The 26,141-nt window shown below is 68.0% G+C and carries 26 protein-coding genes and 1 riboswitch; of the genes, 14 read left to right on the forward strand and 12 right to left on the reverse strand.

Annotated features, from left to right (window positions below):
• Position 1 precedes the first annotated feature (1 nt).
• The 4 genes from AC3B5T_RS09655 to AC3B5T_RS09670 form a co-directional block, all read right to left on the reverse strand.
• Positions 2-952, reverse strand: coding sequence for an ABC transporter ATP-binding protein (locus tag AC3B5T_RS09655; RefSeq protein WP_055476987.1), 951 nt, complete (start codon positions 950-952; stop codon positions 2-4).
• Between the two features lie 155 nt (positions 953-1,107).
• Positions 1,108-1,650: an EXLDI protein gene (locus AC3B5T_RS09660; protein WP_055476986.1), complete on the reverse strand. Its 543-nt coding sequence runs from the start codon at positions 1,648-1,650 to the stop codon at positions 1,108-1,110.
• Positions 1,651-1,744: 94 nt separating this feature from the next.
• The gene (locus AC3B5T_RS09665) at positions 1,745-2,098 is read right to left on the reverse strand and encodes a DUF2304 domain-containing protein (RefSeq protein ID WP_010844816.1); all 354 of its coding nucleotides are present in this window, start codon (positions 2,096-2,098) and stop codon (positions 1,745-1,747) included.
• Positions 2,099-2,105: 7 nt separating this feature from the next.
• Positions 2,106-2,807 carry a glycosyltransferase family 2 protein gene (locus AC3B5T_RS09670; protein ID WP_010844817.1) on the reverse strand — a complete coding sequence of 234 codons (702 nt, stop codon included), beginning with the start codon at positions 2,805-2,807 and terminating at the stop codon, positions 2,106-2,108.
• Between the two features lie 91 nt (positions 2,808-2,898).
• Here AC3B5T_RS09670 and AC3B5T_RS09675 point away from each other — a divergent pair, with 91 nt between their 5' ends.
• A complete protein-coding gene (locus AC3B5T_RS09675; protein ID WP_055476985.1) occupies positions 2,899-3,753 on the forward strand; it encodes a glycosyltransferase family 2 protein in 855 nt (284 codons plus the stop codon).
• Positions 3,754-3,864: 111 nt separating this feature from the next.
• On the opposite strand, the gene AC3B5T_RS09680 is transcribed toward AC3B5T_RS09675, so the two are convergent.
• Together AC3B5T_RS09680 and AC3B5T_RS09685 are read right to left on the reverse strand one after the other, a co-directional pair.
• Positions 3,865-5,142, reverse strand: a complete 1,278-nt coding sequence (locus AC3B5T_RS09680; protein ID WP_055476984.1) for a polysaccharide biosynthesis protein — start codon at positions 5,140-5,142, stop codon at positions 3,865-3,867.
• An 8-nt stretch (positions 5,143-5,150) separates the two neighbouring features.
• The gene (locus AC3B5T_RS09685) at positions 5,151-6,518 is read right to left on the reverse strand and encodes a M1 family metallopeptidase (protein ID WP_055476983.1); all 1,368 of its coding nucleotides are present in this window, start codon (positions 6,516-6,518) and stop codon (positions 5,151-5,153) included.
• 222 nt (positions 6,519-6,740) lie between these two features.
• Here AC3B5T_RS09685 and AC3B5T_RS09690 point away from each other — a divergent pair, with 222 nt between their 5' ends.
• The gene (locus tag AC3B5T_RS09690; protein WP_010844821.1) at positions 6,741-7,166 is read left to right on the forward strand and encodes a DoxX family protein; all 426 of its coding nucleotides are present in this window, start codon (positions 6,741-6,743) and stop codon (positions 7,164-7,166) included.
• An 87-nt stretch (positions 7,167-7,253) separates the two neighbouring features.
• On the opposite strand, the gene AC3B5T_RS09695 is transcribed toward AC3B5T_RS09690, so the two are convergent.
• Positions 7,254-7,835, reverse strand: a complete 582-nt coding sequence (locus AC3B5T_RS09695; RefSeq protein WP_197282825.1) for a hypothetical protein — start codon at positions 7,833-7,835, stop codon at positions 7,254-7,256.
• 133 nt (positions 7,836-7,968) lie between these two features.
• Between AC3B5T_RS09695 and AC3B5T_RS09700 the strand changes: the two genes are divergently transcribed.
• Positions 7,969-8,466: a DUF5709 domain-containing protein gene (locus AC3B5T_RS09700; protein WP_014925193.1), complete on the forward strand. Its 498-nt coding sequence runs from the start codon at positions 7,969-7,971 to the stop codon at positions 8,464-8,466.
• Positions 8,467-8,475: 9 nt separating this feature from the next.
• Here AC3B5T_RS09700 and AC3B5T_RS09705 read toward each other — a convergent pair whose 3' ends face one another.
• Positions 8,476-9,243 carry a Clp protease N-terminal domain-containing protein gene (locus AC3B5T_RS09705; protein ID WP_055476982.1) on the reverse strand — a complete coding sequence of 256 codons (768 nt, stop codon included), beginning with the start codon at positions 9,241-9,243 and terminating at the stop codon, positions 8,476-8,478.
• Between the two features lie 170 nt (positions 9,244-9,413).
• Here AC3B5T_RS09705 and egtB point away from each other — a divergent pair, with 170 nt between their 5' ends.
• Both egtB and egtD read left to right on the forward strand, forming a co-directional pair.
• The gene (egtB, locus tag AC3B5T_RS09710) at positions 9,414-10,766 is read left to right on the forward strand and encodes an ergothioneine biosynthesis protein EgtB (RefSeq protein WP_055476981.1); all 1,353 of its coding nucleotides are present in this window, start codon (positions 9,414-9,416) and stop codon (positions 10,764-10,766) included.
• On the forward strand, positions 10,763-11,737 hold the full coding sequence (gene egtD / locus AC3B5T_RS09715; RefSeq protein WP_014925196.1) for an L-histidine N(alpha)-methyltransferase: 975 nt from the start codon (positions 10,763-10,765) through the stop codon (positions 11,735-11,737). The genes egtB and egtD overlap by 4 nt, the downstream gene beginning before the upstream one ends.
• On the opposite strand, the gene AC3B5T_RS09720 is transcribed toward egtD, so the two are convergent.
• Positions 11,718-12,782: an LLM class flavin-dependent oxidoreductase gene (locus tag AC3B5T_RS09720; protein ID WP_055476993.1), complete on the reverse strand. Its 1,065-nt coding sequence runs from the start codon at positions 12,780-12,782 to the stop codon at positions 11,718-11,720. The two genes, egtD and AC3B5T_RS09720, sit on opposite strands and share 20 nt — an antisense overlap.
• A gap of 186 nt (positions 12,783-12,968) precedes the next feature.
• Between AC3B5T_RS09720 and AC3B5T_RS09725 the strand changes: the two genes are divergently transcribed.
• Together AC3B5T_RS09725 and AC3B5T_RS09730 are read left to right on the forward strand one after the other, a co-directional pair.
• On the forward strand, positions 12,969-13,358 hold the full coding sequence (locus AC3B5T_RS09725; protein WP_014925197.1) for an SHOCT domain-containing protein: 390 nt from the start codon (positions 12,969-12,971) through the stop codon (positions 13,356-13,358).
• A 208-nt stretch (positions 13,359-13,566) separates the two neighbouring features.
• The gene (locus AC3B5T_RS09730) at positions 13,567-14,532 is read left to right on the forward strand and encodes a TIGR00341 family protein (protein WP_055476980.1); all 966 of its coding nucleotides are present in this window, start codon (positions 13,567-13,569) and stop codon (positions 14,530-14,532) included.
• On the opposite strand, the gene thiD is transcribed toward AC3B5T_RS09730, so the two are convergent.
• Entirely contained in the window at positions 14,529-15,482 is a 954-nt protein-coding gene (gene thiD / locus AC3B5T_RS09735) for a bifunctional hydroxymethylpyrimidine kinase/phosphomethylpyrimidine kinase (RefSeq protein WP_231632812.1), read from the reverse strand. The two genes, AC3B5T_RS09730 and thiD, sit on opposite strands and share 4 nt — an antisense overlap.
• Positions 15,482-17,170: a phosphomethylpyrimidine synthase ThiC gene (gene thiC / locus AC3B5T_RS09740; RefSeq protein ID WP_010844949.1), complete on the reverse strand. Its 1,689-nt coding sequence runs from the start codon at positions 17,168-17,170 to the stop codon at positions 15,482-15,484. The genes thiD and thiC overlap by 1 nt, the downstream gene beginning before the upstream one ends.
• 7 nt (positions 17,171-17,177) lie before the next feature.
• Positions 17,178-17,267: riboswitch (TPP riboswitch) on the reverse strand.
• Positions 17,268-17,489: 222 nt separating this feature from the next.
• On the opposite strand from thiC, the gene AC3B5T_RS09745 reads away from it, so the two are divergent.
• Entirely contained in the window at positions 17,490-17,837 is a 348-nt protein-coding gene (locus AC3B5T_RS09745; RefSeq protein WP_014925200.1) for a GNAT family N-acetyltransferase, read from the forward strand.
• Between the two features lie 100 nt (positions 17,838-17,937).
• On the opposite strand, the gene AC3B5T_RS09750 is transcribed toward AC3B5T_RS09745, so the two are convergent.
• A complete protein-coding gene (locus AC3B5T_RS09750) occupies positions 17,938-19,608 on the reverse strand; it encodes a (2,3-dihydroxybenzoyl)adenylate synthase (RefSeq protein WP_055476991.1) in 1,671 nt (556 codons plus the stop codon).
• Between the two features lie 157 nt (positions 19,609-19,765).
• Between AC3B5T_RS09750 and AC3B5T_RS09755 the strand changes: the two genes are divergently transcribed.
• The 6 genes from AC3B5T_RS09755 to AC3B5T_RS09780 all read left to right on the forward strand — a co-directional run bounded on the left by AC3B5T_RS09755 (position 19,766) and on the right by AC3B5T_RS09780 (position 25,953).
• Positions 19,766-21,106, forward strand: coding sequence for a salicylate synthase (locus AC3B5T_RS09755; RefSeq protein WP_055476990.1), 1,341 nt, complete (start codon positions 19,766-19,768; stop codon positions 21,104-21,106).
• Positions 21,107-21,152: 46 nt separating this feature from the next.
• On the forward strand, positions 21,153-21,401 hold the full coding sequence (locus AC3B5T_RS09760) for an acyl carrier protein (RefSeq protein ID WP_010844744.1): 249 nt from the start codon (positions 21,153-21,155) through the stop codon (positions 21,399-21,401).
• Between the two features lie 17 nt (positions 21,402-21,418).
• Positions 21,419-22,600, forward strand: coding sequence for an acyl-CoA dehydrogenase family protein (locus AC3B5T_RS09765; protein WP_055476979.1), 1,182 nt, complete (start codon positions 21,419-21,421; stop codon positions 22,598-22,600).
• Positions 22,601-22,639: 39 nt separating this feature from the next.
• The gene (locus AC3B5T_RS09770; RefSeq protein WP_055476978.1) at positions 22,640-23,947 is read left to right on the forward strand and encodes a wax ester/triacylglycerol synthase domain-containing protein; all 1,308 of its coding nucleotides are present in this window, start codon (positions 22,640-22,642) and stop codon (positions 23,945-23,947) included.
• 108 nt (positions 23,948-24,055) lie between these two features.
• A complete protein-coding gene (locus tag AC3B5T_RS09775; protein ID WP_055476977.1) occupies positions 24,056-24,913 on the forward strand; it encodes an MTB12 C-terminal domain-containing protein in 858 nt (285 codons plus the stop codon).
• Positions 24,914-24,978: 65 nt separating this feature from the next.
• Positions 24,979-25,953 carry an ABC transporter substrate-binding protein gene (locus AC3B5T_RS09780; RefSeq protein WP_014925206.1) on the forward strand — a complete coding sequence of 325 codons (975 nt, stop codon included), beginning with the start codon at positions 24,979-24,981 and terminating at the stop codon, positions 25,951-25,953.
• Positions 25,954-26,141: the final 188 nt, after the last annotated feature.

The raw sequence follows: 26,141 nt of genomic DNA on the forward strand, positions 1-26,141 counted from the left end.
CCTAGTTGGCGGTGGCGGTGGCGGTCGCGGCGGTGCGGCCGGTGATGGTGAGGAACACGTCGTCGAGATCAGGTGTGTGAACGGAGATCCCGGCGGCGTCGATGCGAGCCTGGTCGAGGGTGGCCAGGACGTCCCGGACGGCGCCGATGCCCGCGCCACCGGGTACCGCGAGGGTGTTCTCGCCCGGCGTGTCGATCGCCGACGGGAACTGCGCCCGTGCCCGCCCGAGGTCGTCGGCGTCGGTGAAGTCGATCCGGATGTACCCGCCCGGGACGAGTCGCTTCAGTTCCGCCGCCGTGCCCTCGGCCACGATTCGGCCTCGGTCGAGCACGGCGATCCGGTCGGCGAGATGGTCTGCCTCCTCGAGGTACTGCGTGGTGAGGAAGATGGTGGTGCCACCGGCGACGAGGCCGCGGACGGTGTCCCAGACCGCCCGGCGGGACCGTGGATCGAGGCCGGTCGTCGGCTCGTCGAGAAAGATGATCGACGGTTCGCCCACCAGTGTCATGGCCAGGTCGAGGCGTCTGGTCATGCCGCCGGAATAGTCGGCGACCCGGCGGTCCGCGGCCTCGGTGAGGTCGAAGTCGTCGAGTAACCGGTCGACGCGTTCGCGGGTTGCGGTCTTCGAGAGGTGTCGCAACCGGGCGACCATGGTGAGGTTCTCGCGTCCGGTCAGCAACGTGTCGACCGCGGCGAACTGCCCGGTCAGGCCGATCTGTGCGCAGATCTCCGCGCGGTCGGTACGCGGATCGAGGCCGGCGATCTCCACGTCCCCGGCGTCCTGCTGCGACAACGCGGACAGGATCTTGACCGTGGTCGTCTTTCCCGAACCGTTGGGACCGAGTAGTGCGAACACGCTGCCGGCGGGTACCCGGAGATCGATGCCGTCGAGGACGGTGTGGTCGCCGAAGGACTTGGTGAGTCCCACCGCGCTGATGGCCGTTGGTGTCATGGTCGAGGCTCCTTGTATCGGTGGTGGTGGTGACTGCGGAACAAATAAAGACATGCGCATATATGCATGTTTGGGTAGACGAACGTCCCTGGTGGACGTCGCCGGAGGTTCTCGGTTGTTCTGGAAAGGGCTCTAGAAGGGCTGTCGGGAGGGGGTCACACGTCCAGGTCTTCGACCTCGGGTCGTAGGGCTGCCGCGGTTCGTGCGTAGAAACGTTCGGGCACAAGTGGTTTGAGTTGCTCGGCGGTGTCGACGATGTCGACGCGGTAGTCTCCCCAGTCGGGCAGGTCGGCGGTGAACAGACTGCGGACGCTGGGCAGTCCGGTCAGGTCCTTGAGCCAGTTACCGGTCTTCTGTCGATGTGTCACCCCGTAATTCGCCCAGTCGACGTGGTGGACCGCGAGGACGATCTTTCCGGTCCGGCCCTCGTAGGAGCTCAATTTGGTTGCGTTGCCGGTGGTCTCGTCGTACTCGGTCTCTTCGGCGAGGAGTCTGCCGAAGAACCGTTTGCGGCGGACGCCGTCGGGGCCGTCCCGGAGAACCACTTCCTCGTACCCGGCGTCGCGGTAGTCCGCTGCTCGTACGTAGGCGCGCAATGCCTCCACGACCGCGCCGGAGAGATTGCCTCCCGACACCTGCTGGGCACGTTCGAGGACCTTGATGTCCTCGTCGGAGACGTAGATGGTCTTGTTCGGCATGCGCTAACTATAAGTAGATGTATACGTAGATGCAAGGGTGGTCTCGAAATATGTACGGCCGATGGTGGAGGGGCCAGCGGATGGCGGTCGGAGGCTAGTCGCCCGTTCCGCCGCGGTTCTCGCGCTCGGCGTCCTGCAGCGCGATCGCGCGGGCCAGCCGTGCGTACTTGACCTCGAGATCGCGGAATCGTAGGTAGGTCGACACCGTCGTGAACGCGAATGCGATGACCAACAGAAACAGCACCAGGTCGAGGCCGCGCTGGATGCCGATCTTGTTGGCGACCCACGTGACATCGTCCTGACGCAGCATCGCGTAGACGCCGAAGCCGATGAACGCGACGAACAGCAGCTTCACACCCGCCGAAGCGCGGGCGGTGCCGCGGTTCACGACGAAGAAGCCGACGAGCGCGATCAGGCCGAGGATCGCGAGGACCTGGAACCAGATCATCGTGACATCACTTCCTCATCCGCGTGTGGAACAGGCCGTCGGCGACGATGTTGACCCCGTTGATCAGCGACTGCCCCTTCGCCCGCGAATAGTCGGTGTAGAGGATCGTGACCGGTTGCTCGGCCACCCGCCACCGGTGATGATCGATGAGCGCGATGAACTCCGACGCGTGGCTCATCCCGCTCATCAAGAGATCGAGCTGATCGGCCACGGTCTTGTTGAAGGCCCGAAGTCCGTTGTGCGCGTCGGACAGTCCGAGGCGGCGTGTGCGCGGACTCAGGAACACGATGGTGCGCAACGCCATTCGACGAAGCAGCGGAACCGACTCACTACGACCGTCGGCGAACCGCGTGCCCACGATGATGTCGACGGGCTCGCGTCGCAGCCGCTCGATCATCGCCGACACGTCGTCGACCTGATGCTGCCCATCGGCATCGAAGGTCACGAAGAACCGGGCCCCCGGCCGGCGGCGCGCGTACTCGACGCCGGTCTGGATGGCGGCGCCCTGGCCGAGGTTCACGGGGTGCCTCACCAGGTGTACGCCCGCGGCGCGGATCTCGTCGGCCGAATTGTCCGAACTGCCGTCGTCGACGCAGACGATGTTGGGGAACGTCTCGCGGGCCTTGGTCGCCACCTCGCGGATCACCTGGCCCTCGTTGAAAACGGGTACCACCAGCCACACGTCGGCGTTGGTGGTGGGGTCGGCCATGGTCAACAACCCTAACCCGCATGCGCGTGGCGCCTGTCGTCCGGCACGCCTCGTGCGCGGCGGGGGCTTCGGACCCGGTTAGTCTTGTCCGGTGACGATCGACGTGATGATGCCGTTCTACGGCGACGTCGCCCAGTTTCAACAGGCCGTGACCAGTGTTCTCGAGCAGGACGACCCGGAGTTGCGCCTCGTGGTCGTCGACGATTGTCATCCCGATCCGACGCCGCGACGGTGGCTGGATTCGCTCGGGGATGCCCGGGTCCACTACCTGCGCAACGAGACCAACCTCGGCGTGAACGGGAACTTCCGGCGGTGCGTCGACCTGGTGACCGCCGACTGGTTCGTCGTCATGGGCTGCGACGACCTCATGCACCGGGACTACCTGTCCACCGTCCGCACGCTGGCTCGTCACCACCCCGACGCCGCGGTCATCGCGCCCGGCGTCGACGTCATCGATGAGAACGGGCATCCCGTCACACCTCTGGGCGATCGGATCAAGTCGGTTCTCGCGCCGCCGCGGGCGACCGTTCTGGCAGGGGAACGGCTCGCGACGACGCTGTACCACGGCAACTGGACCTATTTCCCGTCCCTGCTGTGGCGGACCGCCGCGGTACGAGAGGTCGGGTTCCGTCCGGGACTCGAGATCGTCCTCGACCTTGCGCTGCTCGTGGACCTGGCCGGCGCCGGCGGATCGCTCGTCTACGACCCCGAGGTGGTCTTCTCCTACCGCAGGCACAGCGCCTCGGTGAGTTCGGTGCAGGCCGTCGACGGTCGGCGGTTCGCCGAGGAGAACCGGTTCTTCGCCGAGGAAGCCGAGCGCTGCGCCGCGCGCGGCTGGCCGAAGGCGGCGCGCGCCGCGCGATGGCACGCCACTTCGCGGCTCAACCACCTCTCGGCCCGCGTCGGCGCGGGGATCGGCCGCTTGCGGGGTTCGTCCGGGAGCTAGGGGTGGGAGCTGCCGGGACCCTTCGTGACGCGCCCTCCGCAAGCTCCGGGCGCTCCTCAGGGAGCAGGGGGTGGGTCGCTCTTTCGGATGAGGGAGCAGGGGGTGGGTCGGTCAGGCCCGCAGTACCCCGGCCAGATGCACTCCGAGGCCGACCAGAGGCCCGACGACGAGGGCGAGGCAGGTCCGGGTCGCGACGTCGAACGGCAGCAGCAACACGGCCACGGCCACGAGGGTCGACACCCACCATCCGGCCGCGTACCAACGGTGGGCGCCGGCGGCGATCGCGGCGGCGCCGGTCACCGTCAGCAGTGCCAGGCAGGTCGCCCCCAGTGTCAGCAGCGCCACGACCAGCCCGTCGAGATCGAAATCGGCGCCGAACACCGACCTCAGCAACCACGGACCCACCAGCCACGCGCCGAGGACCCCCACGCCGCCGACGACCGCGACTATCCCGAGTGGCGTACCGAGGGAGGCGAGGCGACGATCCCGGCGGTCGACGAATCGGGAGATCAGAACGCCCTGAAAGCTGTTGAGCGGCACCAGCAGTGGTGCGCGCGTGAGGGTGACGGCGAGGACCAGCGCGCCGATCGTCCGGGTCTCGTCGGCGTCGGGCCCGCCGTGCAGATCGGTGGTCAGGTTGATGAGGACCGGAAAACCCATGACGAGTACGGCGCTCGCGGCGGCCGCGGCCATCGCGGTCAGGGTGTTGACCGCCAGACGCCGCGGCGGGACGTCGCCGGCGACGCCGATCGCGCGGCGGGCCGACGCCGACGTCGCAAGCAACACGCACCACGACACCGATCCGATGACGGTGACGACGAGGAACGCGGTGGTGCCCCAGCCGGCCGCCACCGCGATCCCGGCACCGGCGAGCCGGATCAGCGCATCGACCGACAGCAACGCCGCGAACGACGACCAGTTCAGCCGTCCCGACAACGCGCCGCACAAGTGCGCGTACACCGCGAAGCTCGCCACGCCGACGGCGAGCAGCAGCACCGACAATCCGCGATCGTCGGTGAACACGCGCGCGCTCCACAGCGGTGACGTCGCGATGACGAGAACGGCCAGGCCCAGTCCGATGCCCGTGTTCACCAGCAGCGGCCGCGACCGGGCGCGCCCCTCCGACTCGGCGGTCCGGACCGCGCGCGTCGTCTCCTGCAGCTGCCCGTTCTGCGCGCCGGTCACCAGACCATAGGCGGCCCAGAACACCGCGAACACGCCATAACCGACGGCGCCCAGGTGGCGGGCCGCCAGCAGCAGGACGATGTACCCCGACGCGGCCGCGACGACGGTCGCGATCGTGACCCGTCCCAGCGACGCCGCATCGGTGTCACCGGGCGGGCTCGCGGGCCCCGCCTGAGGACCCGGCGTCGTCGGATCGGTTGTCATCGAACGAGTCAGGAAGGACCGGGGAACGGCGGCAGTTCGGGAGTGAACAGCCACTCGTCCCAGAGTCCCTTGAGCGGCTTCGACGAATGGGTCGCGGCGAGCGCCATGAAGTCCTCGGTGGTCACCGACCCGTAGCGGTACTTGTCGGTCCACCGTTGCAGCAGTGCGAAGAAGTCCCCGTCACCGATGGTCAGCCGCAAGGCGTGCAGGGTGAGTGCGCCGCGTTTGTAGATCCAGTCGTCGAACATCTTGCGCGGACCGGGATCGGCGAGTGGCACACGCACCGGCGACGATTCGAGTTTCTGGTAGTAGTGGCGCGCCCACTCGTCGGCGCTTCGGCCGCCGGAGTGTTGGCTCCACAGCCACTCCGCGTAACAGGCGAAACCCTCGTGGAGCCAGATGTCTCGCCATCGGGCCGCGGTCACCGAGTTGCCGAACCACTGATGTGCCAGTTCGTGAGCGATCAGCCGCTCCGCGTGCCGGCTGCCGTCACAGTGGTTGGCGCCGAAGGTGGAGAAACTCTGTGCCTCGATGGGGATCTCGAGGTCGTCGTCGGTCACCACGACGGTGTACCGGGGGAATGGGTACGGTCCGAACATCTCGACGAACGCCGAGACCATCTCGGTCTGTCGGCCGAAGTCGACGCCGAAGTTCTCCTCGAGCCGCGCGGGAACGAGACCCGCGACCGGAATCGGCTTGGACGCCAACGAAATCTGTTTGTACTGACCGATCTGGATCGACGCCAGGTAGGTGGGCATCGGCTCCACCTGCTCGTAGACCCAGGTGGTGTGTGCGGCGCGGACACGCTTGGACTCCAGGACGCCGTTCGCCAGAGCGTGGTAGGGGCTGTCGGTGGTGATCGAGATCCGGTATGGCGCCTTGGCGCTCGGGTGGTCGTCGCACGGGAACCACGACGCCGCCCCATTGGGCTGGTTCGCGCAGAGCGCGCCGTCGGTGAGTTCCTCCCAGCCCACCTCGCCCCAAGGACCGCGGATCGGGTGGGGACTGCCGTGGTAGCGGACCGTGACGGTCATGGCACCACCCGGGGGAAGGGGACTGTCCGGGGTGATGGTCAGCTTGTGGCGGCGGTGGGAATAGCGGGCGCGCTTGTCGTTGACCGACACCCGCTGCACCGAGAGCGAGCCGGCCAGATCGAGGGTGAATCTCTTGAGCTCGGCGTACGACGTCGCGGTCAGGACCGCGGTGCCCTCGAGCCGATTGCTCGCCACCTTGTACTCGAGTTCCAGGTCGTATCGGGAGATCCGATAACCGAGATTGCCGTTGTCGGGCAGGTACGGGTCGAGGACGTCGGCGGGTGCTCCCAGCACGGGTTGCCCGGAGTTGCCTCGCGAACCCAGCCCAAACTTTCCCGGCACTCTCGACTCCTACTCCGTTCTGCCCCGGCGGGCCGACGTGCGGTGGTGCGCCTCGACGGGTCGCGTCGACGACGCGCTGCGACCGGTCACGAAGCGGTTGCGGTTGGGTGGTGATGTCTCGATTCGGCAGTTCACCCGCGACGGGGCGATGCTGTCCCGGACACTGAGAGAGTACCTGGCGGCGGCACAGCCGGCCCGCCCGATCGATTCGAGGAGTGCGGAATGAGCGGATTCGGTAGTGTGGCGCAGTTTCTCGCGCGCCTGATACTCGGCATCATCTTCATCGCCCACGGCTGGCAGAAGCTGTTCACGCAAGGCATGGACGCCACCAAGACGGCTTTCGGCCCCGGCGGGATGGACGTGCCGTACCCGGAGCTGGCGGCGTACTACGCCACCTGGGTCGAGCTGATCGGCGGCATCCTGCTGATCCTCGGGCTGCTGTTGCCGATCGTCGCGACCCTGCTGATCGCGGACATGATCGGCGCGATCGTGTTCGTGCACTGGGACGCCGGGTTCTGGAACATGGACGGCGGTTACGAGTGGCCGCTCGCACTGATCGCGGGGCTGCTGGCGGTCGGCTACACCTCGGCCGGCCGGATGGGTGCCGACAGCTACATCATGCGACGACGACGCCGCGACGTCGTCTGAGGCGAAGGCTTCGACTCGGCTCCTCGCTGCGCTCGTCGCCGGCTCAGCCGGCAGGAGAACGACGACGCCGCGACGTCGTCTGATGCCTCAGGCGAAGGCCAGGCCGTCGATGGTGGCCGTACTCGTCGACACCGCACCGGTGTCGGCGAGGGCGGCCACCAGGCGTGCGATCGTCTCGCGTTCCTCGTCGGCGTGCCGGAGACCGACGCCGTCGATGAGCCCGGGTGAGAGCAGGGCGAGGGGATCGGTGTCGTGCCGGTGGATCACCGCCGCGCCGAGGAGACGCTGCGCCTGTCCGGGGTCGGAATCCCAGAGCGCGTCGGCGGTGAGCAGATACAGCCGCACGGCCGGTGGATAGTCGTGGAGGTGCACGAGCGCCCAGGCCCAGTGTTTCGCGACATCGACCGTGTCGGACCCGGCCCGGCCGTGTGTGCGCACGTACTTGCCGTGCAACTCGCGACACAGGTGGCTCGCGTCGGACCACAGCATGAGATGCGACATACACCGGACGCAGTCGTGCAGGTTGGACAGGTACATCACCGAATACGGTCCCTCGCGGCGCGACCTGATCTCGCGGAGCACGGAGAACTCGGCCAGCGCGTGGTCGTATTCACCGGCCGAGAGCAGCGCCTGGGCCTCGGCCTGCATTTCCTCGATCACCCTCGACATTGTCGCCGATCCCGCACCCCGGCATCGGCGATTCGGCCGAAAGGGGTCGACCCCGGCCCGGTGACGACCCACCGCGTCTCACCGCCCGGGGTCGTCCTGGCACGACTTCCGGCGGACTGGCATCGTGGCAAGGATGAAGGACGACATCGGTAGTACCCCGGAGGGCTCGGACGGCGAGTACAGCCTGGACGAGGACGATCAGCTCCAGCCGGAGGACACTCTGGTCGACCGCGGCGTCGACGACGTCCTCGACGAGGGGTACTCGCCTCCCGACCGTGTGCCCAAGGGTGCCGTCCACGGGCTGACGTCCCGCGAGCAGGCCGAGGGCGAGACGCTCGACGAGCGGCTGGCCGAGGAGGAGCCCGACGTCGGGGCGGTCGACCCGCTCGATGAGATCACCGCCGAGGAGCGTTCCCGGACCGATTGGCGCGCACACGATTCCGACCGGGACGACGAGTTCGAGGAGGATGACGAGGTCGGGGACCGGCGTGCCGGTCGACTGATCGCGCCGGATGCCGGGTCGGGAATCGACACCGAGTCCGAGGCGTTCGCCGAGGACGCCGGGATCGACGGCGCCGGCGCCTCTGCCGAAGAGGCTGCCGTGCACTACATCTCCGACACCCCGGACTGATCGGCCGGATCAGGCCTCGTCGGCCCGGTCGGTCGACGGCAACCCTTCCAGCACCTGAGCCAGCGCGTCGACGATCGTCGCGCGGATGGCGTCGGCCGTGAGTCCCAGCCCGGTCATCACGTCGGCCAGTGCCGGGTCGGCGAAGAATCCGAGCAGGAGATGCTCGGTGCCGATGTAGTTGTGCCCGAGGTCGAGGGCTACACCGACGGTGGCCTCCAGAACGGCCTTGGCCGCATCGTCGTAAGGCACCACGCTGGTCGCCTCGTCGTCGGCGATCTCGCGCGTCGCGGGGATCAGCGGGGCGACGGCGGTGCGCCATGCGTCGATGCCGACGCCCAGCTCCTGCAGGACGACGAACACGAGGGACTTCGGTTCGGCGGTCAGGGACTGTGCGATGTGTGCCGGGGTCACGTGCTCGGCCCGGTCGGCGGCAGCGGCCGCGTTCGCGGTCATCAGCACGTTCGCCGCGCGCGGGGTGAAGCGCGAGAACGGGTTGTCCGCCGCTGCCGCCTCGTTCCCGCTCACCGGCGACACGCGATCGACGAAGCGTTTCTGGGCGGCTTGCTTGCTCACGCCCATGCTGGCGCCGATCGCGGTCCACGACGCCCCGGAACGACGGGCCTGGTCGACGAAGTGCCCGATGAGACTGTCTGCGACGTCTCCCAGGTGCTGCGCCGCGACCACGGCGTCGGACAACTGGCCCAGGGGGTCGGGATGGACCTTGCGGATCGCACTGATGAGGTCGTCGAGGCGGAGTGGGATCGGGCTCTGTGTCATGCGTCAACCGTAGGTTGACGAACACGCGTCGTCAACCCCGTGTTGACGACTTGTCCGGGTGATTAGGGCCGCGTTCGTTGACAGAGACGGCGCGCGTCATGACGATGGATGCGGAGATCGGTGAAGTCGTCGTCGGTCACTCCAGTCCTTGCCACGGGAGGTCATATCCAGTGAGCATCACCGAACCGTCGGTTCGTCCCCAGTCCGCAGCCGCCCAGTCCGCGGCCACCCCGTCCGCGACGTCCCGGTCCGGAGAAGTCGCCGAGGTCCCGTCGCCCAGCGGCGTCGTCACCGACGTCGCGCGACGCTTCCTCGATGTCCGGACCCTGACAGACACGCTGGCCGAACGGCTTTCGCCGGAGGACCAGACGCCCCAGTCGATGACCGAGGCCAGCCCGGCGAAATGGCATCGCGCACACGTCACCTGGTTCTTCGAGGAGTTCATCCTGCGGCAGGACCCCGCCTACACCGTGTACGACGAGACCTTCCGGTACCTGTTCAACAGTTACTACGAGGCAGTGGGAGAACGGCATCCACGACCGGATCGCGGCCTGGTCACCCGGCCGGGTGTCCGCGACGTGACCCGCTATCGCGAGCACGTCGACGCCGCGATGGTGGACCGCCTCGAACGCGGCACTCTCGACGACGCCGCTCTCGAACTGGTCGAACTGGGCTGCAATCACGAGCAGCAGCACCAGGAACTGCTGCTCATGGACATCAAGCACCTGTTCTCCACGCATGCGTTCGGCCCGGTATACGTCGACCGCGAACCCGACGAACCGGGCATCGCAAAGCCGTTGGGCTGGCGGCAGTTCGACGGCGGCGTCGTCGAGGTCGGCGCGCTGGGCAGCGGGTTCTCCTATGACAACGAGGGGCCCCGGCACCGGGTTTACCTCGAGGACTTCGAGATCGCCGACCGGGTGGTGACCAACGCCGACTGGCTGGAGTTCATGGCCGACGACGGCTACCGCCGCGCCGAGTTCTGGCTGTCCGACGGGTGGGCGACGATCCGTGAGACCGGTTGGGAGGCGCCCGGATACTGGCGCGACGAGACCGGTGCCCGGTCGGTGGACCCCGCGGACTGGACGACGTACACCCTGTCGGGTCGCCGGCGCATCGTGCCGGACGAGCCCGTCCTGCATGTCTCCTTCTACGAGGCCGATGCCTTTGCGCGCTGGGCCGGTGCCCGTCTGCCCACCGAATTCGAGTGGGAGATCGCCGCGGGCTCACTGGGTGCCGAACGCGGTGCACTGCTCGATCCCCGCCGATGTCATCCCGGACGCGCCGGATCGGCGATGATCGGTGATGTGTGGGAATGGACGGCGAGCGCGTACCTGCCCTATCCCGGCTTCGTTCCCGCCAACGGTGCGGTGGGCGAGTACAACGGGAAGTTCATGTCCGATCAGCACGTGCTCCGCGGGGCGAGCGCGGTGACCCCCGCTGGACACGAACGGCTGACGTATCGCAACTTCTTCCCGGCGGAGTCGCGCTGGGTCTTCTCGGGACTACGGCTGGCCCGATGAGCCTCGACAGCGACACCCCGGTGGAGACCGCCACCGAGGGCCTTGCCGCAGACGCACTCTCGGGGCTGTGGCAGCAGCCGCCGGTCCTGCCGACCAAATGGCTCTACGACGAACGCGGCAGCAAGCTGTTCGACGAGATCACGCGGTTGCCCGAGTACTACCCGACGCGCCGCGAAACCGCGATCCTGCGGGCACGGTCGGCCGAGATCGCCTCGACCACCCGAGCCGAGGTGATCGTCGAACTCGGGTCGGGCACGTCGACCAAGACGCGTCTGCTGCTCGACGCGTTCGTGGACGCGGCGGCCGACGGCGAGCGTCCGACGTACGTGCCCGTCGACGTCAGCACCGAGATGCTCACGGCGACAGCCGATGTCCTCGCGGTCGATTACCCCGGGATCGACGTGGTGCCCGTGGTCGCCGATTTCACCGAACCCGACCTGGATCTGCCGCCCGCCGACGGGCCCCGCCTGGCGGTGTTCCTCGGCGGCACCATCGGCAACTTCGATCCAGCCGCGCGGGCGGAGTTCTATCGCGCCATGGTCGGCTCGCTCTCGCCGGGCGACTACTTTCTCCTGGGCACCGATCTCGTCAAGGACACCGGCCGACTCGTCGCCGCCTACGACGACAGCGCCGGTGTCACCGCGGATTTCAACCGGAACATGATCGAGGTACTTCGCGCCGGCCTCGACGCGCGCGGACTGTACACCGACGATTTCGAGCACATCGCCCGCTGGAATCCGGGCGAGCACCGTATCGAGATGTGGTTACGCGCCCGACGCGACGTCGACGCGTACTTCGGCGTACTGGGCCGGTCGTGGCGGGTGCCCGCGGGAACCGAGATCCACACCGAGATCAGCACCAAGTTCGAACCCGAGGCGCTCGCATCCGAACTCGAGTCGGCCGGACTGACTGTCGTGTCCGCGTGGACCGATCCCGCAGGCGACTTCCAACTCACCCTGACCCGACGCTGAGCAGCAGTTCGCGCACGCGCGGGATGACCTGGGTGCCGTAGAGCTCGATGCTGCGCATGAGTTCGGCGTGGCCGAGCGTGCCGTGGGAGTACTTCAAGTCGAACCGGCTGAGGCCGAGTGCCCGCACGGTGGAGGCGATCTTGGCCGCCACCGTCTCGGGGGACCCGACGTAGAGCGAGCCACCCGGTCCGGTCGACCGCTCGAACTCGATGCGAGTCGGCGGGGGCCATCCGCGTTCGCGGCCGATCCGCCCGACGTACTCGCGGTAGTGCGGCCACAACTCCTCGCGTGCCTGGGCGTCGGTGTCGGCGACATGGCCCGGCGAGTGCACGCCGACGGGCAGGGGAGACTTGTCCATCTCCCGCAGGGCGCGGTGGTAGAGATCGACGTATGGCTGGAACCGCAGCGGGTCGCCGCCGATGATCGCCAGCATGAGCGGTAGGCCGTACGACGCGGCGCGGACCACCGACTCGGGGCTGCCGCCGACCGCGATCCAGGTCGGCAGGGGCGGGTTCTCGAGTTCGGGGTAGACGGTCTGGGCCTGCAGGGGGCCGCGCGTGGAACCCGACCAGGACACCGGCCGGCCGGTGCGGAGTTCGGCGAACAGGGCGAGCTTGTCGCTGAACAACTCCTCGTAGTCGGCGAGGTCGTATCCGAACAGTGGGAAGGACTCGGTGAACGACCCACGGCCGAGTATCACCTCCGCTCGTCCGGAGGACAGCGCGTCGACGGTCGAGAATCGCTGGAACACCCGGATCGGATCGTCGGAACTGAGCACGGTGACCGCCGAACCGAGCCGCATCCGTGTGGTGCGTGCCGCGATGGCGCCCAGCACGACCTCGGGAGCCGACACCGCGTAGTCGTCGCGATGATGCTCACCGACACCGAGGAAGTCAACGCCCACCTCGTCGGCGAGAACACCCTGCTCGAGAAGGTCCCGCAGTGTCCGGGCGCCCGAGCGGAGCGCGCCGTCGGGTTCGGCGGTGATGTCGCCGAACGTGTCGAGCCCGAGCTCGACGTCGGTGACTGCAGCGTGAGATTCCATGTCGCCCTTCGTGAGTATGTGGTTCTGCGGGTGAGACCGGGGATTCGGCGCCCGCGAGGGTCCGTTCACACCATTTCACGGACATCTTTCATGTTCGTCGAGGTGGCGGGCATCACGCTGTGCGATGCTCTTATCGGCAACCTGCTCAGCGGAAACAAGATTCTTCTAGACAAGGGAGACACCCCGATGTGGGATTCATTCTGGGACTTCATCTGGTACACGATCGTCATCTTCGCGTTCGTCGCGTACCTGATCGTCCTGTGGCACATCATCAGCGACCTGTTCCGGGACAAGGCGGCGTCGGGTTGGCAGAAGGCGGCATGGGTGGTCTTGTTGATCATCTTCCCGTACATCACCGCGATCGTGTACCTGCTGGCCAAGGGCAAGGGAATGGCCGAGCGTCAGCGTGAGGCCTACAGCGAGGCGAAGCAGGCCTCCGACGAGTACATCAGGTCCGTTGCCGGCGCCACGCCGACCCAGCAGATCGCCGACGCGAAGAACCTGCTCGACTCCGGTGCGATCACACCCCAGGAGTTCGAGCACTTGAAGAGCAAGGCTCTCGGCACAGCGGTCTGAGTCCTTCCGAGATGACGTGACGGGCGGCGGCGTTGCAGACGCCGTCGCCCGTTCTCTTCCCTTTTCGGTGTTCGCTTTCCGGGCGGCGTCGGCCACCGATGTCGCAGCGTCGTCGAGGTTCACCGGACATCTGCCGATCCGTCGATCGAGGAGCGCCCATGGGTTCGGTCATCAGAGAACTGTTGCCGCGGGCGGTGGTGAACCGACGATGCTGGACCTGATCCCGGAGAATCAGCGACGCACCGTCGACGAACTCGACGACCGGCTCGATCTGTCCAGCGGAGACGTACGGGCCAAACAGTCTGCCTTCTGGCTCATGCTGTTCCTGTCGAGTGTCATCGCGGCCGCCGGAGTCGCCTCGGACTCGACCGCGACGGTGATCGGCGCGATGATCGTCGCTCCGCTGGCCACCCCGATCCTGGGCGTCGGCCTCGGACTGGTCACGGGTCGTGGGCGGCTCGCGCTGACAAGCCTTCTGTATGTGGGCGCGGGGATGGTGATGGTGATCGTCATCGGCATCGCTGTCGCTCAAATCTTGCCGAATCCATCCACGGTGCTGGCGAACTCGCAGGTGGTCGGGCGGACGTCGCCGACCCTGATGGATCTTCTCGCTGCTCTGGCCACCGGCTTGGTCGGTTCGATCGCGGTGACCCGCCGTGATCTGGGCGATGTGCTACCCGGTGTGGCCATCGCGATCTCACTCGTGCCGCCGCTGGCGGTCACCGGGGTGTGCTTCGGCTCGGGTGCCCCGTCACTCGCGATCGGCGCGTTCATCCTGTTCGCCTCCAACATGATCGCGATGATCATCACCTGCACGGTCGTGCTGGTGTTCGCCAGGTATCACGACGTGGCGGACGTGGGGCGTCGTCGACGACGGCGAGCGTATGTGGTGCTCTCGGCCGCGTTCGTCCTCGTCACCGTGCCGATGGTCCTCAACTCCCTGTCGGCGGTGTGGGTCCGGCAGGTCCACGACGCCACGGAGCAGTGGCTCGCGGACACCCCGGGCGCCGAGGTGTCCGGGGTGACTTGGCACGGAGGCACGGCGACCATCTCCGTACTCGGTCCCGAGAAGCTGCCGCCTCTTACCGATCTCGAAGAATCCGTGCACGATCTGCTGCCCTGGGAGTCCGACATCGTGGTCATCCACGACGTCGGTGAGCGACTGGACGGCTAGGACGGCCTCTGATCCTCCGACCGGACGCCCAGTCGCCACAACGGATTGACCGGGCCGTGGCCGGCGCCCAGCGGATAGGCGGCCGCCAGGCAGCGGGTCACCCAACTCTTGGCGAAGGCGACCGACTCGGGGACCGGAAGACCGTGTGCGAGTGCGCACGCGATCGCCGCGGCCAGGGTGTCGCCGGCGCCGTGGTCGTGTGGGGTGTCGATGCGCTCATGGCTGAGCTCGATGAACTCCCCGCCGTCGTAGAGCAGATCCGGCGACTGATCCGACGCGCGCAGGTGCCCGCCCTTCACCAGCGCCCAGCGCGGCCCGAGATCGAGCAGCGCCCGGGCCGCATCGCGCTGGGAAGCCGCGTCGGTGACCTCGATCCCGGTGATCAACCGGACCTCGTCCAGATTCGGTGTCACCACGGTGGCGAGAGGGAACAGGTTGTGACGCAACGTGTCGAGTGCCGAGTCGGCGAGCAACTGGTTGCCGTGCATGGATGCGCACACCGGGTCGACCACCAGCGGGACGGATGAGTCCCGACCGATGCCGCTCCGGCCGCACTGCTCGACGATGGCCTCGATGATCGGCGCCGACGCGAGCATCCCGGTCTTCGCCGCGGCGACTCCGATGTCACCGACCACGGAGTCGATCTGCGCCGCCACGGTCTGTGGGGTGATCTCCTCGAATCCGGTGACGCCCAGCGAGTTCTGAACCGTCACCGCGGTCACCGCGACGCACCCGTGCACCCCGAGCAGGGCGAAGGTGCGCATGTCGGCCTGAATCCCCGCACCCCCACCCGAATCCGAACCGGCGATGGTCAGGACCCGAGTCGGAACAGACCCGGGCGGGCCGATCGGGAGCCCGACGAAGGCCTGCTCGTCGACTGTGCGCTGATTTCCGTCGACCGTGCGTTGATTCTCGTCGACTGTGCGTCGTCCTGCGTTGACTGTGCCCATCAGGCACCCCCTGCGGTCTCGAGCGGTAGATACACGCGGCTCCCGGCGTCGGCGAACTCCGCCGACTTCGCCGCCATGCCCTCCGCGATCGTTCGGTCGATGTCCTCGGTGGTCACGAGACCGTGCTCCTCGGCGTAGGCGCGGACATCCGCCGAGATCCGCATCGAGCAGAACTTGGGGCCGCACATGGAACAGAAGTGGGCCGTCTTGGCCGGCTCGGCGGGCAGTGTCTCGTCGTGGAAGGCGCGGGCGGTGTCGGGATCGAGGGCGAGGTTGAACTGGTCGTTCCAGCGGAATTCGAAGCGCGCCTTGCTGAGTGCGTCGTCGCGTTCCTGCGCCCGCGGGTGCCCCTTGGCGAGGTCGGCGGAGTGCGCGGCGATCTTGTATGTGATCACGCCGACCTTGACGTCGTCGCGGTCCGGGAGGCCGAGATGCTCTTTCGGTGTCACGTAGCAGAGCATCGCGGTGCCGGCCTGGGCGATCATCGCCGCACCGATCGCCGAGGTGATGTGGTCGTATGCGGGTGCGATGTCGGTGGCGAGGGGCCCCAGAGTGTAGAACGGCGCCTCCTCGCACAGCTCTTCCTCGAGGCGTACGTTCTCCGCGATCTTGTGCATGGGGACGTGCCCTGGTCCCTCGATCATGACCTGCACGCCATGGGATTTGGCGATCGTGGTCAGCTCGCCGAGGGTGCGGAGCTCGGCGAACTGCGCCTCGTCGTTGGCGTCGGCGATCGATCCCGGGCGTAGGCCGTCGCCGAGCGAGAACGTGATGTCGTAGCGGCGGAAGATCTCGCACAGCTCGTCGAAGTGGGTGTACAGGAACGACTCCCGGTGATGCGCCAGGCACCAGGCGGCCATGATCGAACCACCGCGGGAGACGATTCCGGTCACCCGCTCAGCGGTGAGCGGGACGTGGCGCAGCAGGACTCCGGCATGGACCGTCATGTAGTCGACGCCCTGCTCGGCCTGCTCGATCACGGTGTCGCGGTACAGCTCCCACGTGAGCGAGGCGGGATCGCCGTTGACCTTCTCGAGCGCCTGATAGATGGGTACCGTCCCGACGGGGACGGGCGAGTTGCGAATGATCCACTCGCGGGTGGTGTGGATGTCGGCGCCGGTCGAGAGGTCCATGATCGTGTCGGCGCCCCAGCGGGTCGCCCACACCATCTTCTCGACCTCGTCGGAAATCGAGCTGCGGACCGCCGAATTGCCGATGTTCGCATTGACTTTCACCGCGAAGCGCTTCCCGATGATCATCGGCTCGGACTCGGGATGACGATGGTTCGCCGGGATCACCGCACGTCCGATCGCCACCTCGGACCGGACCAGTTCGGCGTCGACGCCCTCCCGGGCGGCGATGAACCGCATCTCGTCGGTGACGATCCCGGCGCGCGCCCAGGCCAGCTGGGTGCTCGCGCCGTCGATCGGCTCGGGCCGGTGCCAGCTGTCGCGGGTGGGTGCGAGGCCCTGCTCGACGTCGATGCGCGCCGACCGGTCGGTGTACGGGCCCGAGGTGTCGTAGACGTCCAGATGCTCGCCGTTGGTGAGGTGGATGCGACGCTGCGGTACACGCAGGTCGTCGACCGAGAGATAGTGCTTGGTGCTGCCCTCGATGGGACCGAGGGTCAGGAACCCGGAATCGGCAGGTGCGCTGTCGGTGCGCGTGGCGGATACACGTGTGCCCATGGCGGTTCTCCCTACGCCGGCATTACCCGGACAGGTTCGAGCGGTCGGCGACCGCCCGTCGCCATCTCAGCCCTCGGTCATCGTGAGAGCCCCCGCGGTGTGTAGTTGTCGTGCGCCCGTCACCATACCTCGACTCGTCCGGAGCCAGGCCCGGGGCGGGAGTGAACCGTCTCGATCTGCGACGGCAGCGCCATCGGGGTCGGCAGTTACGGTTCCGTAAGGTAGCGTGTGACCCTGATCACAGACGGTGCCGGTGTCGAGCCGCGGCAGTCGCCCGTCGGCGATCAGATGTCCGCGATCAAGAGGTGAGGAGGGTCGGGTGCTACGTAAGCATCGTCAGCGACCACCACAGTCGGCGAAGTCGATCCTGCAACAGATCTCGCAGGTGGTGCACAACCCGGACCGCGACCGATTCGAACTCTGGGTCGCCGGTGACCTGGTCGGTGTGCTCGGCTATTCGACCGAGACGGTCGACGGTCAGACCACGATCACCGTGCTGCACACCGTGCTCTACGACGAGTACAGCGGACACGGCCTCGCCACCCGGCTCACCCGCACCGTCGTGCACCATGCCCGCGAGCAGGGCGCCCGCCTGCGGCCGGTGTGCACGTTCACCAAGCGCTACCTCGACAGCCATCCCGGGATAGTGACGCTCGCCCCGGTGTGATCGAGCGTCGGAGGGCACGTCGACGCCCTTCGTGGCTCGTCGCTATCGCTCCTCGCACCTCAGGGAGCAGGAGTCGTTCGTCGCTATCGCTCCTCGCACCTCAGGGAGCGGGCGGGCCGGCGAGCAGTGTCTCGCGAAGTACCTTTTTGTCGATCTTGCCGACCGCGGTGACCGGGAGTGTGGTCACGACGCGGATCACGTCCGGCAGCTTGAACGATGCGAGTCCGCGCCCGGTGAGGAACGTCCGGATCGTGGCGAGTTCGAGCGGCTGGGCCGGCGGGTGCTCGTGTGAGAGCACCACGGCGGCGCAGATCTTCTCGCCGAGCGCGTCGTCGGGAAGTCCGACCACGGCGACCTGCCGGACCGAGTCGTGCGCGAGGAGGTTCTCCTCGACGTCGTCCGCGGCGACGTTCTCGCCGGCGCGCACGATGGTGTCCTTGATGCGCCCGGTCACGGAGACGTGGCCCGACGGCAGTCTCGTGACCTTGTCGCCGGAACGATAGAACCCGTCCGGCGTGAACGACTTCTCGTTGTGCGCCGCGGCGCGGTAGTACCCGCGGATCGTGTACGGCCCCCGCACGAGCAGTTCCCCTTCGACGCCGTCGGGGACGTCGGCGCCGTCTTCGTCGACCACCCGCACCTCGTCGAGTTCCGACATCGGGGAACCCTGCACCTGATGGACCAGGTCGCGCGGTTCGCCGGGACGGGTGTAGCAGATCAGCCCTTCGGCCATGCCGAACACCTGCTGGACGACGTCGCCGAGGGCCTCGTCGAGGGCGACCGCATCGGGCTGGGCCAGTTTGGCGCCACCCACCTGCAGCAGGCGTAGCGAACTGACGTCCGCCGGCTCCCACTCGGTTGCCGCGCACCAGAGTTGCGCCAGGGCGGGAACGAGTGCCGTCACGGTGACTCGGTGCCGTTCGATGAGGTCGAACGTGTTGTCCGGACTGGGGTTGTCGGCGAAGACGACATGGCCCCCGACGCCGAACACGCCGAGGATCCCGGGGCAGCACAAGGGGAAGTTGTGTGCGGCGGGCAGCGCGACGAGGTAGGTGTCGTCGGCGGTGAGACCGGCGACGTCCGCCGACAGGCGCGCGTTGAGGTCGTAATCGTCGTGCGTGCGCGCGATGAGCTTCGGCAGGCCGGTGGTACCCCCCGACACCAGGAACAGCGCCGGCAATCCGGGGTCCGGGTCGGCCGGCAGCCCGACGGTGGCGGGGTCGGCGTCGGGAAGCGCCGCGAAGCGGCCCGGATCGCCCGAGATGAAGACCTGTGCGACCTCGGGTACCCGCGACTGCAGATCGGCCGCGAGGTCGCGGAAGTCGAATCCACGACGACCGTCCTCGCCGATGTAGGCGACCGCTCCCGCGCCCGCCGCGAGGTGCGCGATCTCGGTGATCCGATGCGCGGGCAGTGTCATCACCGGCACGACGCCTGCGCGCAGCAGGCCGAACAGCGTCACGGCGAAGTCGAGGGAGTTGTTGAGCTGCAGGACGACCCGTTGGGCCGGCTGCAGACCGGCGTCGACGAAACCCGCGGCGCGGCGGAGGGTGGCGGCGCGGAACTCGGCGTAGGTGAGCGTGCGCGGACCGTCGGTGGAGGCATCGGTCACCGCGGGAACATCGGGGGAGCGCTCGGCGGCGAGATCGAGGGCCGCGAACAGCGGGCGGTCGAGGAAGACACCCGCATCCCGGTACTTCTGTGCCTGGGCGTCGGCGTAGGGGGTGAAACCGTCGAGCAGATCGGGCACGTGGTCGAGGTGCGTCGGCATGAGTTCATTCAAACACAGCCAGGATAGGGTAACCTTACCGGTCGATACGGGACGGCGAACCGGCTCTCGACCCGCGGGGGGTTGTTTGATTAGGCTGCCCTAAGATTCCCTATGATCATCGGTGCTCGAGTGCATCACGACCGGAGGAACGAAGGACATGTCGCTGACAACCGAATCGCACGCCGCGCAGTTCGTCGACCTGCTCGCGCCTGCCTCGCCGCTGAGCGAGTCCGATGCCGCACGGATCACGGCGGCCTGGGCGGGCTCCGGGGAGTTCGGCGACCATGTCGTCTACGAGCGTGACCGGCGCTGGACGTTCGCGGCCGGTGTCCGTGCTCGGGTGGTAGTCACGCGGAGCGAGGTCGTCGTCGACGACCGGGGTGATCGGACGACGACGTCCTGGCACGGCGACCCGGCCGACGCGCTCGCCGCCGCCACCGCGTCGCTGTCGATTCCGGACTGGCGCGTCTACGGCTGGGTCGGTTTCGACTTCTGCGCGCCCTACCACGGCATCCTCGACCGTGTCCCCGAGGACACCGTCCTCGCGCACCTCATCGTCCCCGAGTTCGAGGCGACCGTCGATGCCGGCGGAGTCGACACCGGGTCCGTCGAAGCCGACCGCGCTCAGCGTCTTCTCGAGATCGCCTCGCAGGCAACCGTTTCGGCGCAGTCGCGACCGGTCGACGTCCAGTCCGACCCCGACGACTACCGCGGCCGGGTGGCGACCGCTGTCGCCGAGATCGAAGCCGGCCGGTACCAGAAGGTGATCCTCTCGCGCGCGGTCGACATCCCGTTCGACGTGGACATCCCCGCGACCTACGCCCGCGGCCGTGCCGACAACAACCCCGCCCGCAGCTACCTGCTCTCGCTCGGCGACCTGCAGGCCGCCGGGTTCAGCCCCGAACTCGTCGTCGCGGTGCACGACGACCGGACCGTGGTCACCGAACCACTGGCCGGCACAAGGGCTTTCGGAATCTCGCCCGAGCAGGACGCCGCGGCCCGCGCCGACCTGCTGTCCGATGCCAAGGAGATCGCCGAGCATGCCATGTCGGTGCGGGCCTGCTTCGACGAGATCTCCTCGATCGCCGTTGCCGGCACGACGGTGGTGAGCGAGTTCATGGAAGTCCGCGAACGCGGCAGCGTCCAGCACCTGGCCTCGACCGTGCGCGGAACCCTCCTCGACCACGAAACACCCTGGCGCGCACTCGAGGTCGTGTTCCCGTCGATCACCGCTTCGGGAATTCCCAAGACCCCGGCCGTGGAGGCGATCGACCGTCTGGAGCCCCGTCGTCGTGGTCTGTACTCCGGCGCGATCCTCACCGCGGCGTCGACCGGCGAGCTCGAGGCGACCCTCGCGCTGCGCACCATCTTCGCCTCCGGAGACGGTGCGTGGCTGCGTGCAGGTGCCGGGATCGTCGCGCAGTCCACGCCGGAGCGCGAGTTCACCGAGACCTGCGAGAAGCTCGGCAGCGTCGCCCCGTACGTGGTCCCGCGCTGATCACCCGATACTTTCGACCGAACACCCCCATCTCAGGAGTCACCACATGTCCGACCACATCACCGAAGCCCTGCGCGGCATCCTCGAAGAAGACCTCGACCTCGCGCTCGGCGACGTCAGCCGCGACTCCAAGCTGATCGACGACCTGGGGCTGGACTCGGTGGCGTTCGCCATCGGCGTGGTGGCGATCGAGGAACGTCTCGGGGTGAAGCTCTCGGAGCGGGAGCTCTTCGAGTCCAAGACCGTCGGCGATCTCGAGGACCTCATCCGGTCGAAGGCCGGCACCCCGGCCTGAGAGGACGCAGAGCCGACATGAGTGTGGACACGCCAGTGCAGACGTACGCCGAACTGCTCGACGCCGCGTTCGACGACCGGGTGACGTCGTGGACGGCGCAGGCCGAACGGGATCACCGGTTTCCCCGGCCCCTTCTCGAGCATCTCGGTGCCGAAGGTGTCTTCGTCCGGAAGTGGGAGGACCGCAAGTTCACCGACCTGCACGACCACTTCGCGCTCGGTGCCCACCTCGGTGCTCTCGGTTCCGCGGCGATCGGGGTGGGGGTCAGCCTGCACGACTCCGCCATCGCCATCCTCCGCCGCTTCGGCCGCAACGACTACCTCAGAGACCTGGCCCAGCGTGCGCTGACCGCCGAGACCGTGCTGTGTATCGGCGCCTCCGAGGAGCAGGGCGGTTCGGATCTGCAGAACTCCGAGACCCGGATCCATCCGGAGAACGGCGGCTTCCGCGTCGTCGGACACAAGAAGTTCGTGTCGCTCTCACCGATCGCGGACCACGTCTTCGTGGTCTGCCGTGGCGCCGACGACGGTCCTGATGTCGGCGGCAACGTGGCCCTGGCCGCGGTGCCCATCGAGTCGGTGACGGTCGGCGAGCCGTACCAGAAGCTCGGCGCCGGACCCCTCGACACCGCTCCGGTCACGATCGACGCCTGGATTCCGGAAGAGGCGCTGATCGCCCGACCGGGAACCGGCCTGGCGATCATCAGCTGGGGACTGGCGCACGAGCGGTACTCGGTGGCCGCCCAGATCGCCGCCGCGTGCGAGGTGATGATCGGCGTGACGCTCGCGCGGATGATGGATCGCACCCAGTTCGGCAAGAAACTCTACGACCACCAGGCGCTGCGCCTGCGCGTCGCCGATCTGCAGGCCAGGGTCGACGTCCTGCGGTACTCGCTCGCCGGTGTCGCGGCCGAGGGCAAGATCAACCTGCGCACCGCCGCGGCGCTGAAGGCGACGGCCGCCAATCTCGGTGAGGAGGTCGCGTCGGAGTGCCTGCACATCTTCGGCGGGATCGGCTACCTCGAGACCGAGACCCCGATCGGTCGGTGGTGGCGGGACATGAAACTGGCCCGCGTCGGCGGCGGCACCGACGAGGTGCTGTGGGAACTCGTCGCCGCGGCGATGAAACCCGACACCGAGCGATACCAGGCCATGTTCGTCGACTCGGAACTCCTCGGCGCCCGCTCGCCCGCGTCCTGAAGCACTTCGAGACATCCCTCCCACCCAGGCGGTCCCCACATGAACAGCCCAGCCAGTCAGGCACCGGTCGACGCGCGCGTGACCGAACTCGCGCCTCCCGATCACACCTACCTGCACATGGACAAGGCCAGTGCGCCGATGCACTGGTCGATGATCCTGCAGCTCGAGGGGGACGGCGACCTGCTCGGCCTCGACGAGGTGCGGGCGCGCGTGCGAGAGCGGGCCGGGCTGTTCGAGATCTTCCGGCTGGGAATCCGCAACGGCCGCTGGCGCAAGCCCGAGGTGGTCCTCGCGGACGACAGCTGGGACGCAGGCGAACACGTGACCGAGTTCGGGTTCACCGATCGAGCGCACCTGCGACGACGTGTGACGAAGCTCCTGGAGTCGCCCCTGCCGCGCCCGCGCCCGTTCTGGGACATCACGCTGTTCACCCCGTCGGCCGGTGCCGAGGGCGTCGGACAGTGGGTGCTGCTGCGAGTGCACCACAGCGTCTCCGACGGGATAGCGGGAGCGGCGTTCGCCGCGCTTCTCGCCGACGGTGAGCCCGAGGACCTGGCGGAGTTCGAGCGATTCGCCACCAGCCCTCGTTTCCGGATCAGCGGCATCGACCCCGACGAACTCGCCGAGGCGAAGGCCGCCTACGGCGATCAGCATGCAGCGGGTGGCGGCAAGAAGCGGGCGTGGCCGGCGCTGACCAAGTCGGGCACGCGTGAGTACGCCCTGCACACCGCGTCGACCCGGACCCTGCGCAAGGCGGCCAAGCGCAACAACGCGACGGTCCACGAGTTCCTGCTCGCCGCCATCGGCCGAGCACTCAGCCTCAACCCGCCGGCGGACTCGCAGGCCGACGTCATCCGCGTGACACTGCCCGTGACCCTCGACGACGAGTTCCGGCACACCGGCAACGCGGTGTCCGTCGCGCTGCTGAACCTCCACGGCAACGAGCCCGACCTCGCGCGCCAGATCGAGCGTGCGCGAAGCGAACTCGAGACGATCGCGAAACGCAAGCCGCAGTTGTATCTGGCCGCCGCCGACGATCTGCCGCGCGCTCCGCTGTGGGGTCTGCAGCGCGCGATCGTGAACGCGTCGATGGCACACATGCACCCCGACATCCACATCGGCATCAACCCCGGATTCTCACGGGTCAGGTCGGTGCTGGGGAAGTCGATCGTCACCCTGACGCCGCTGTCGCCGCTGGCGGGCTACTCGTTGTCGGTGACCACATTGATCCTCGGACACACCACCACGTTCGGCATCGTCGCCGACGCGCAGGCGCTACCCGGCTACACCGATCGGTTCGTGGCAGCGCTCGACGACGTGCTTCGGGAGGCCCACCCGTCGACCTGACGGGAGGGCGAGCTTAGGCTTGCCTTGTAATCCGGTGTCCGGGGCCTGCAATATACAGGGTGGCCGTCGGCTCGGCGGGGGCGAAGACATACACGGAGAAAGATCAACATGAGCAACGACGTCAACTACCAGGACCCGTCCGGGGTCGATTACCAGTCGGGGGTCGACTACAGCGAGCCGGCCGCGGAGTCCTCGCGCCGATCGGGCGGGGTCAGCATCCCGACCGTGCTGGCGTCGGCAGGCGTCGCCGCCATCATCTCCGCGATCGTGGTCACGATCGGCGTGGTGGGCATCGTCGTGAGTGAGCGTGGCGACTCCACGAGCGCCGCGCAGCCGACCGTCGTCAACCTCGGTGCCGCGCAGACCGCGCTCCCGCAGCAGGGCATCGCGGGTCAGCAACCGGGTGCCGTTCCCGGCCAGCCCGCGCCCGCCGGGGCGCCGGCCGGAGCGCCGGCGGCGGCCCCGACCGAGAACGTGCCCGAGGGCGGCGGCGCGATCGGCGGACCGATCGGTCCGCCCGGCGAGGGCGCCGCACCCGCACCGGCACCGGGTCAGGCCCCGGCACCGGCGCCGGGCACCACTGTGGCGCCACAGCAGCCCGTCGCCGCCGCGCCGACTGCGCTCACCCCGGGCCAGCTCAACACCAAGGTCCGGATCGTCATGAACGCCAACGGCAGCCGCGCCGCGCGTGCCGCCGAACTCGAAGGCGGCGAGCGTGCGCTTCGCCAGATCGACCTCGTCTCCCGCGCGATCACGACCTACGGCAACGTCGGGCTCAGCTACCAGATGGTCGGACCCGTCCAGGTCAGTGGCACGACCCTGACCGCACCGCTCCAGATCAGCGTGGTCGGCCGCGGTAGCCAGAACCGCTCGATGACCTTCGTGTGGAGCGGCAACAAGTGGAAGCTGTCCAACCGAAGCGTCTGCGCCATCGCGGGATTCGTCCTGCTGCCCTGCTCGCTCTGACAGCACCGTCGAACGACGGTCCGGTCCGACGGACGACACCGACAACCCAATGGGGGGATCTTCACGTGACTTCACGACTTCGCCTGGGTGCACTCGTCGCGAGTGCGCTCCTGTTCGCGGGCCTGCTGGCCGGTTGCTCGAGCTCGGATGACGAATCCGCCGGCGGCACCGTCCAACTCAACCTGCCGGACGGCCGTCAGGTCACGATCCCGGACACCCCGGAGCGGATCGTCACGCTGGGCGACCAGTGGACCGACGTCGTGCTGTCGTTCGGCGAGACCCCGGTCGGCTACTACGACTACTCGAAGTCGGCGACCGGCGAGATGCAGCCCTGGTACGGCGAGAAACTGGCCGACGCCACGTTCATCGACCCCACCAAGGGCGACGACGCGACCACCATCGCCAAGCTCGATCCGGATCTCATCTTCGCGCCGGGCTTCGCGTCGGACAGCCCGGAGTTCCAGCAGATCTCCAAGCTGGCGCCGACGGTGAACGCCATCAGCGACCAGGAGATCGATCCCTGGCAGGACATGGTCACCGTGATGGGCACGGTGCTGCACGATCCGGACAAGGCGAAGTCGATCATCGACGACACCAACGCCAAGATCGCCGCGGTGACCGAGGAGTACCCGGGCCTGAAGGGCAAGACCTACGCCTTCGCCTTCATGTACGGCCCCGATCAGCTGTCCGTCCTCGGTGACGAGAACGACGGCGCCGCAAAACTGTTCACCTCGCTCGGCATGAAGATGGCACCCAAGCTGGTCGCCGAGTACCGGCGGACCGGCCAGCCGCGTTTCGGACTGAGCACCGAGAACATCCCGATGCTCGACGCCGATGTGCTCGTCGTGGCCACCGCCACGCCCGAGCAGGCGGAGACCCTGAAGTCGCTGCCCGGGTACAAGAACCTGAAGGCGGTCAAGGACAACGCCGTCACCTTCATGACCCAGTCGCAGATCACCGGTCTGAACGCACCGACGCCGAACTCGATCCCGTACGTGCTCGACCTGCTCAAGCCGTCCTTCGCCGCGGCGTCCAGCTGATCCGAGCGGTGTCATCCGAACTCGCCCTCCGCGATATGCGGAGGGCGAGTTCGTTTTCTGGGTCACCGGACCCTTCGTGGCTCGTCGCTATCGCTCCTCGCACCTCAGGGAGCGGAGGGGTGTTCGCGGCTATCGCTCCTCGCACCTCAGGGAGCAGAGGGGTGCTCGCGGTTATCGCTCCTCGCACC

The sequence above is a fragment of the Gordonia sp. G4 genome (genome assembly GCF_057770005.1).

What these genes read in the sequence shown, in the direction of transcription:
- AC3B5T_RS09695 (WP_197282825.1), bottom strand. Translation starts at nt 7,835, where the DNA reads ATGTCGAGGGTGATCGAGGAAATGCAGGCCGAGGCCCAGGCGCTGCTC.
- AC3B5T_RS09720 (WP_055476993.1), bottom strand. Translation starts at nt 12,782, where the DNA reads ATGGAATCTCACGCTGCAGTCACCGACGTCGAGCTCGGGCTCGACACG.
- AC3B5T_RS09690 (WP_010844821.1), top strand. Translation starts at nt 6,741, where the DNA reads ATGAGCGGATTCGGTAGTGTGGCGCAGTTTCTCGCGCGCCTGATACTC.
- AC3B5T_RS09705 (WP_055476982.1), bottom strand. Translation starts at nt 9,243, where the DNA reads ATGACACAGAGCCCGATCCCACTCCGCCTCGACGACCTCATCAGTGCG.
- AC3B5T_RS09660 (WP_055476986.1), bottom strand. Translation starts at nt 1,650, where the DNA reads ATGCCGAACAAGACCATCTACGTCTCCGACGAGGACATCAAGGTCCTC.
- AC3B5T_RS09725 (WP_014925197.1), top strand. Translation starts at nt 12,969, where the DNA reads ATGTGGGATTCATTCTGGGACTTCATCTGGTACACGATCGTCATCTTC.
- AC3B5T_RS09765 (WP_055476979.1), top strand. Translation starts at nt 21,419, where the DNA reads ATGAGTGTGGACACGCCAGTGCAGACGTACGCCGAACTGCTCGACGCC.
- egtD (WP_014925196.1), top strand. Translation starts at nt 10,763, where the DNA reads ATGAGCCTCGACAGCGACACCCCGGTGGAGACCGCCACCGAGGGCCTT.
- AC3B5T_RS09670 (WP_010844817.1), bottom strand. Translation starts at nt 2,807, where the DNA reads ATGGCCGACCCCACCACCAACGCCGACGTGTGGCTGGTGGTACCCGTT.
- AC3B5T_RS09750 (WP_055476991.1), bottom strand. Translation starts at nt 19,608, where the DNA reads ATGCCGACGCACCTCGACCACGTGCCCGATCTGCTCGACGGTTTCACC.
- AC3B5T_RS09655 (WP_055476987.1), bottom strand. Translation starts at nt 952, where the DNA reads ATGACACCAACGGCCATCAGCGCGGTGGGACTCACCAAGTCCTTCGGC.
- AC3B5T_RS09730 (WP_055476980.1), top strand. Translation starts at nt 13,567, where the DNA reads ATGCTGGACCTGATCCCGGAGAATCAGCGACGCACCGTCGACGAACTC.
- AC3B5T_RS09665 (WP_010844816.1), bottom strand. Translation starts at nt 2,098, where the DNA reads ATGATCTGGTTCCAGGTCCTCGCGATCCTCGGCCTGATCGCGCTCGTC.
- AC3B5T_RS09760 (WP_010844744.1), top strand. Translation starts at nt 21,153, where the DNA reads ATGTCCGACCACATCACCGAAGCCCTGCGCGGCATCCTCGAAGAAGAC.
- AC3B5T_RS09770 (WP_055476978.1), top strand. Translation starts at nt 22,640, where the DNA reads ATGAACAGCCCAGCCAGTCAGGCACCGGTCGACGCGCGCGTGACCGAA.
- AC3B5T_RS09700 (WP_014925193.1), top strand. Translation starts at nt 7,969, where the DNA reads ATGAAGGACGACATCGGTAGTACCCCGGAGGGCTCGGACGGCGAGTAC.
- AC3B5T_RS09680 (WP_055476984.1), bottom strand. Translation starts at nt 5,142, where the DNA reads ATGACAACCGATCCGACGACGCCGGGTCCTCAGGCGGGGCCCGCGAGC.
- AC3B5T_RS09775 (WP_055476977.1), top strand. Translation starts at nt 24,056, where the DNA reads ATGAGCAACGACGTCAACTACCAGGACCCGTCCGGGGTCGATTACCAG.
- AC3B5T_RS09755 (WP_055476990.1), top strand. Translation starts at nt 19,766, where the DNA reads ATGTCGCTGACAACCGAATCGCACGCCGCGCAGTTCGTCGACCTGCTC.
- thiD (WP_231632812.1), bottom strand. Translation starts at nt 15,482, where the DNA reads ATGGGCACAGTCAACGCAGGACGACGCACAGTCGACGAGAATCAACGC.
- thiC (WP_010844949.1), bottom strand. Translation starts at nt 17,170, where the DNA reads ATGGGCACACGTGTATCCGCCACGCGCACCGACAGCGCACCTGCCGAT.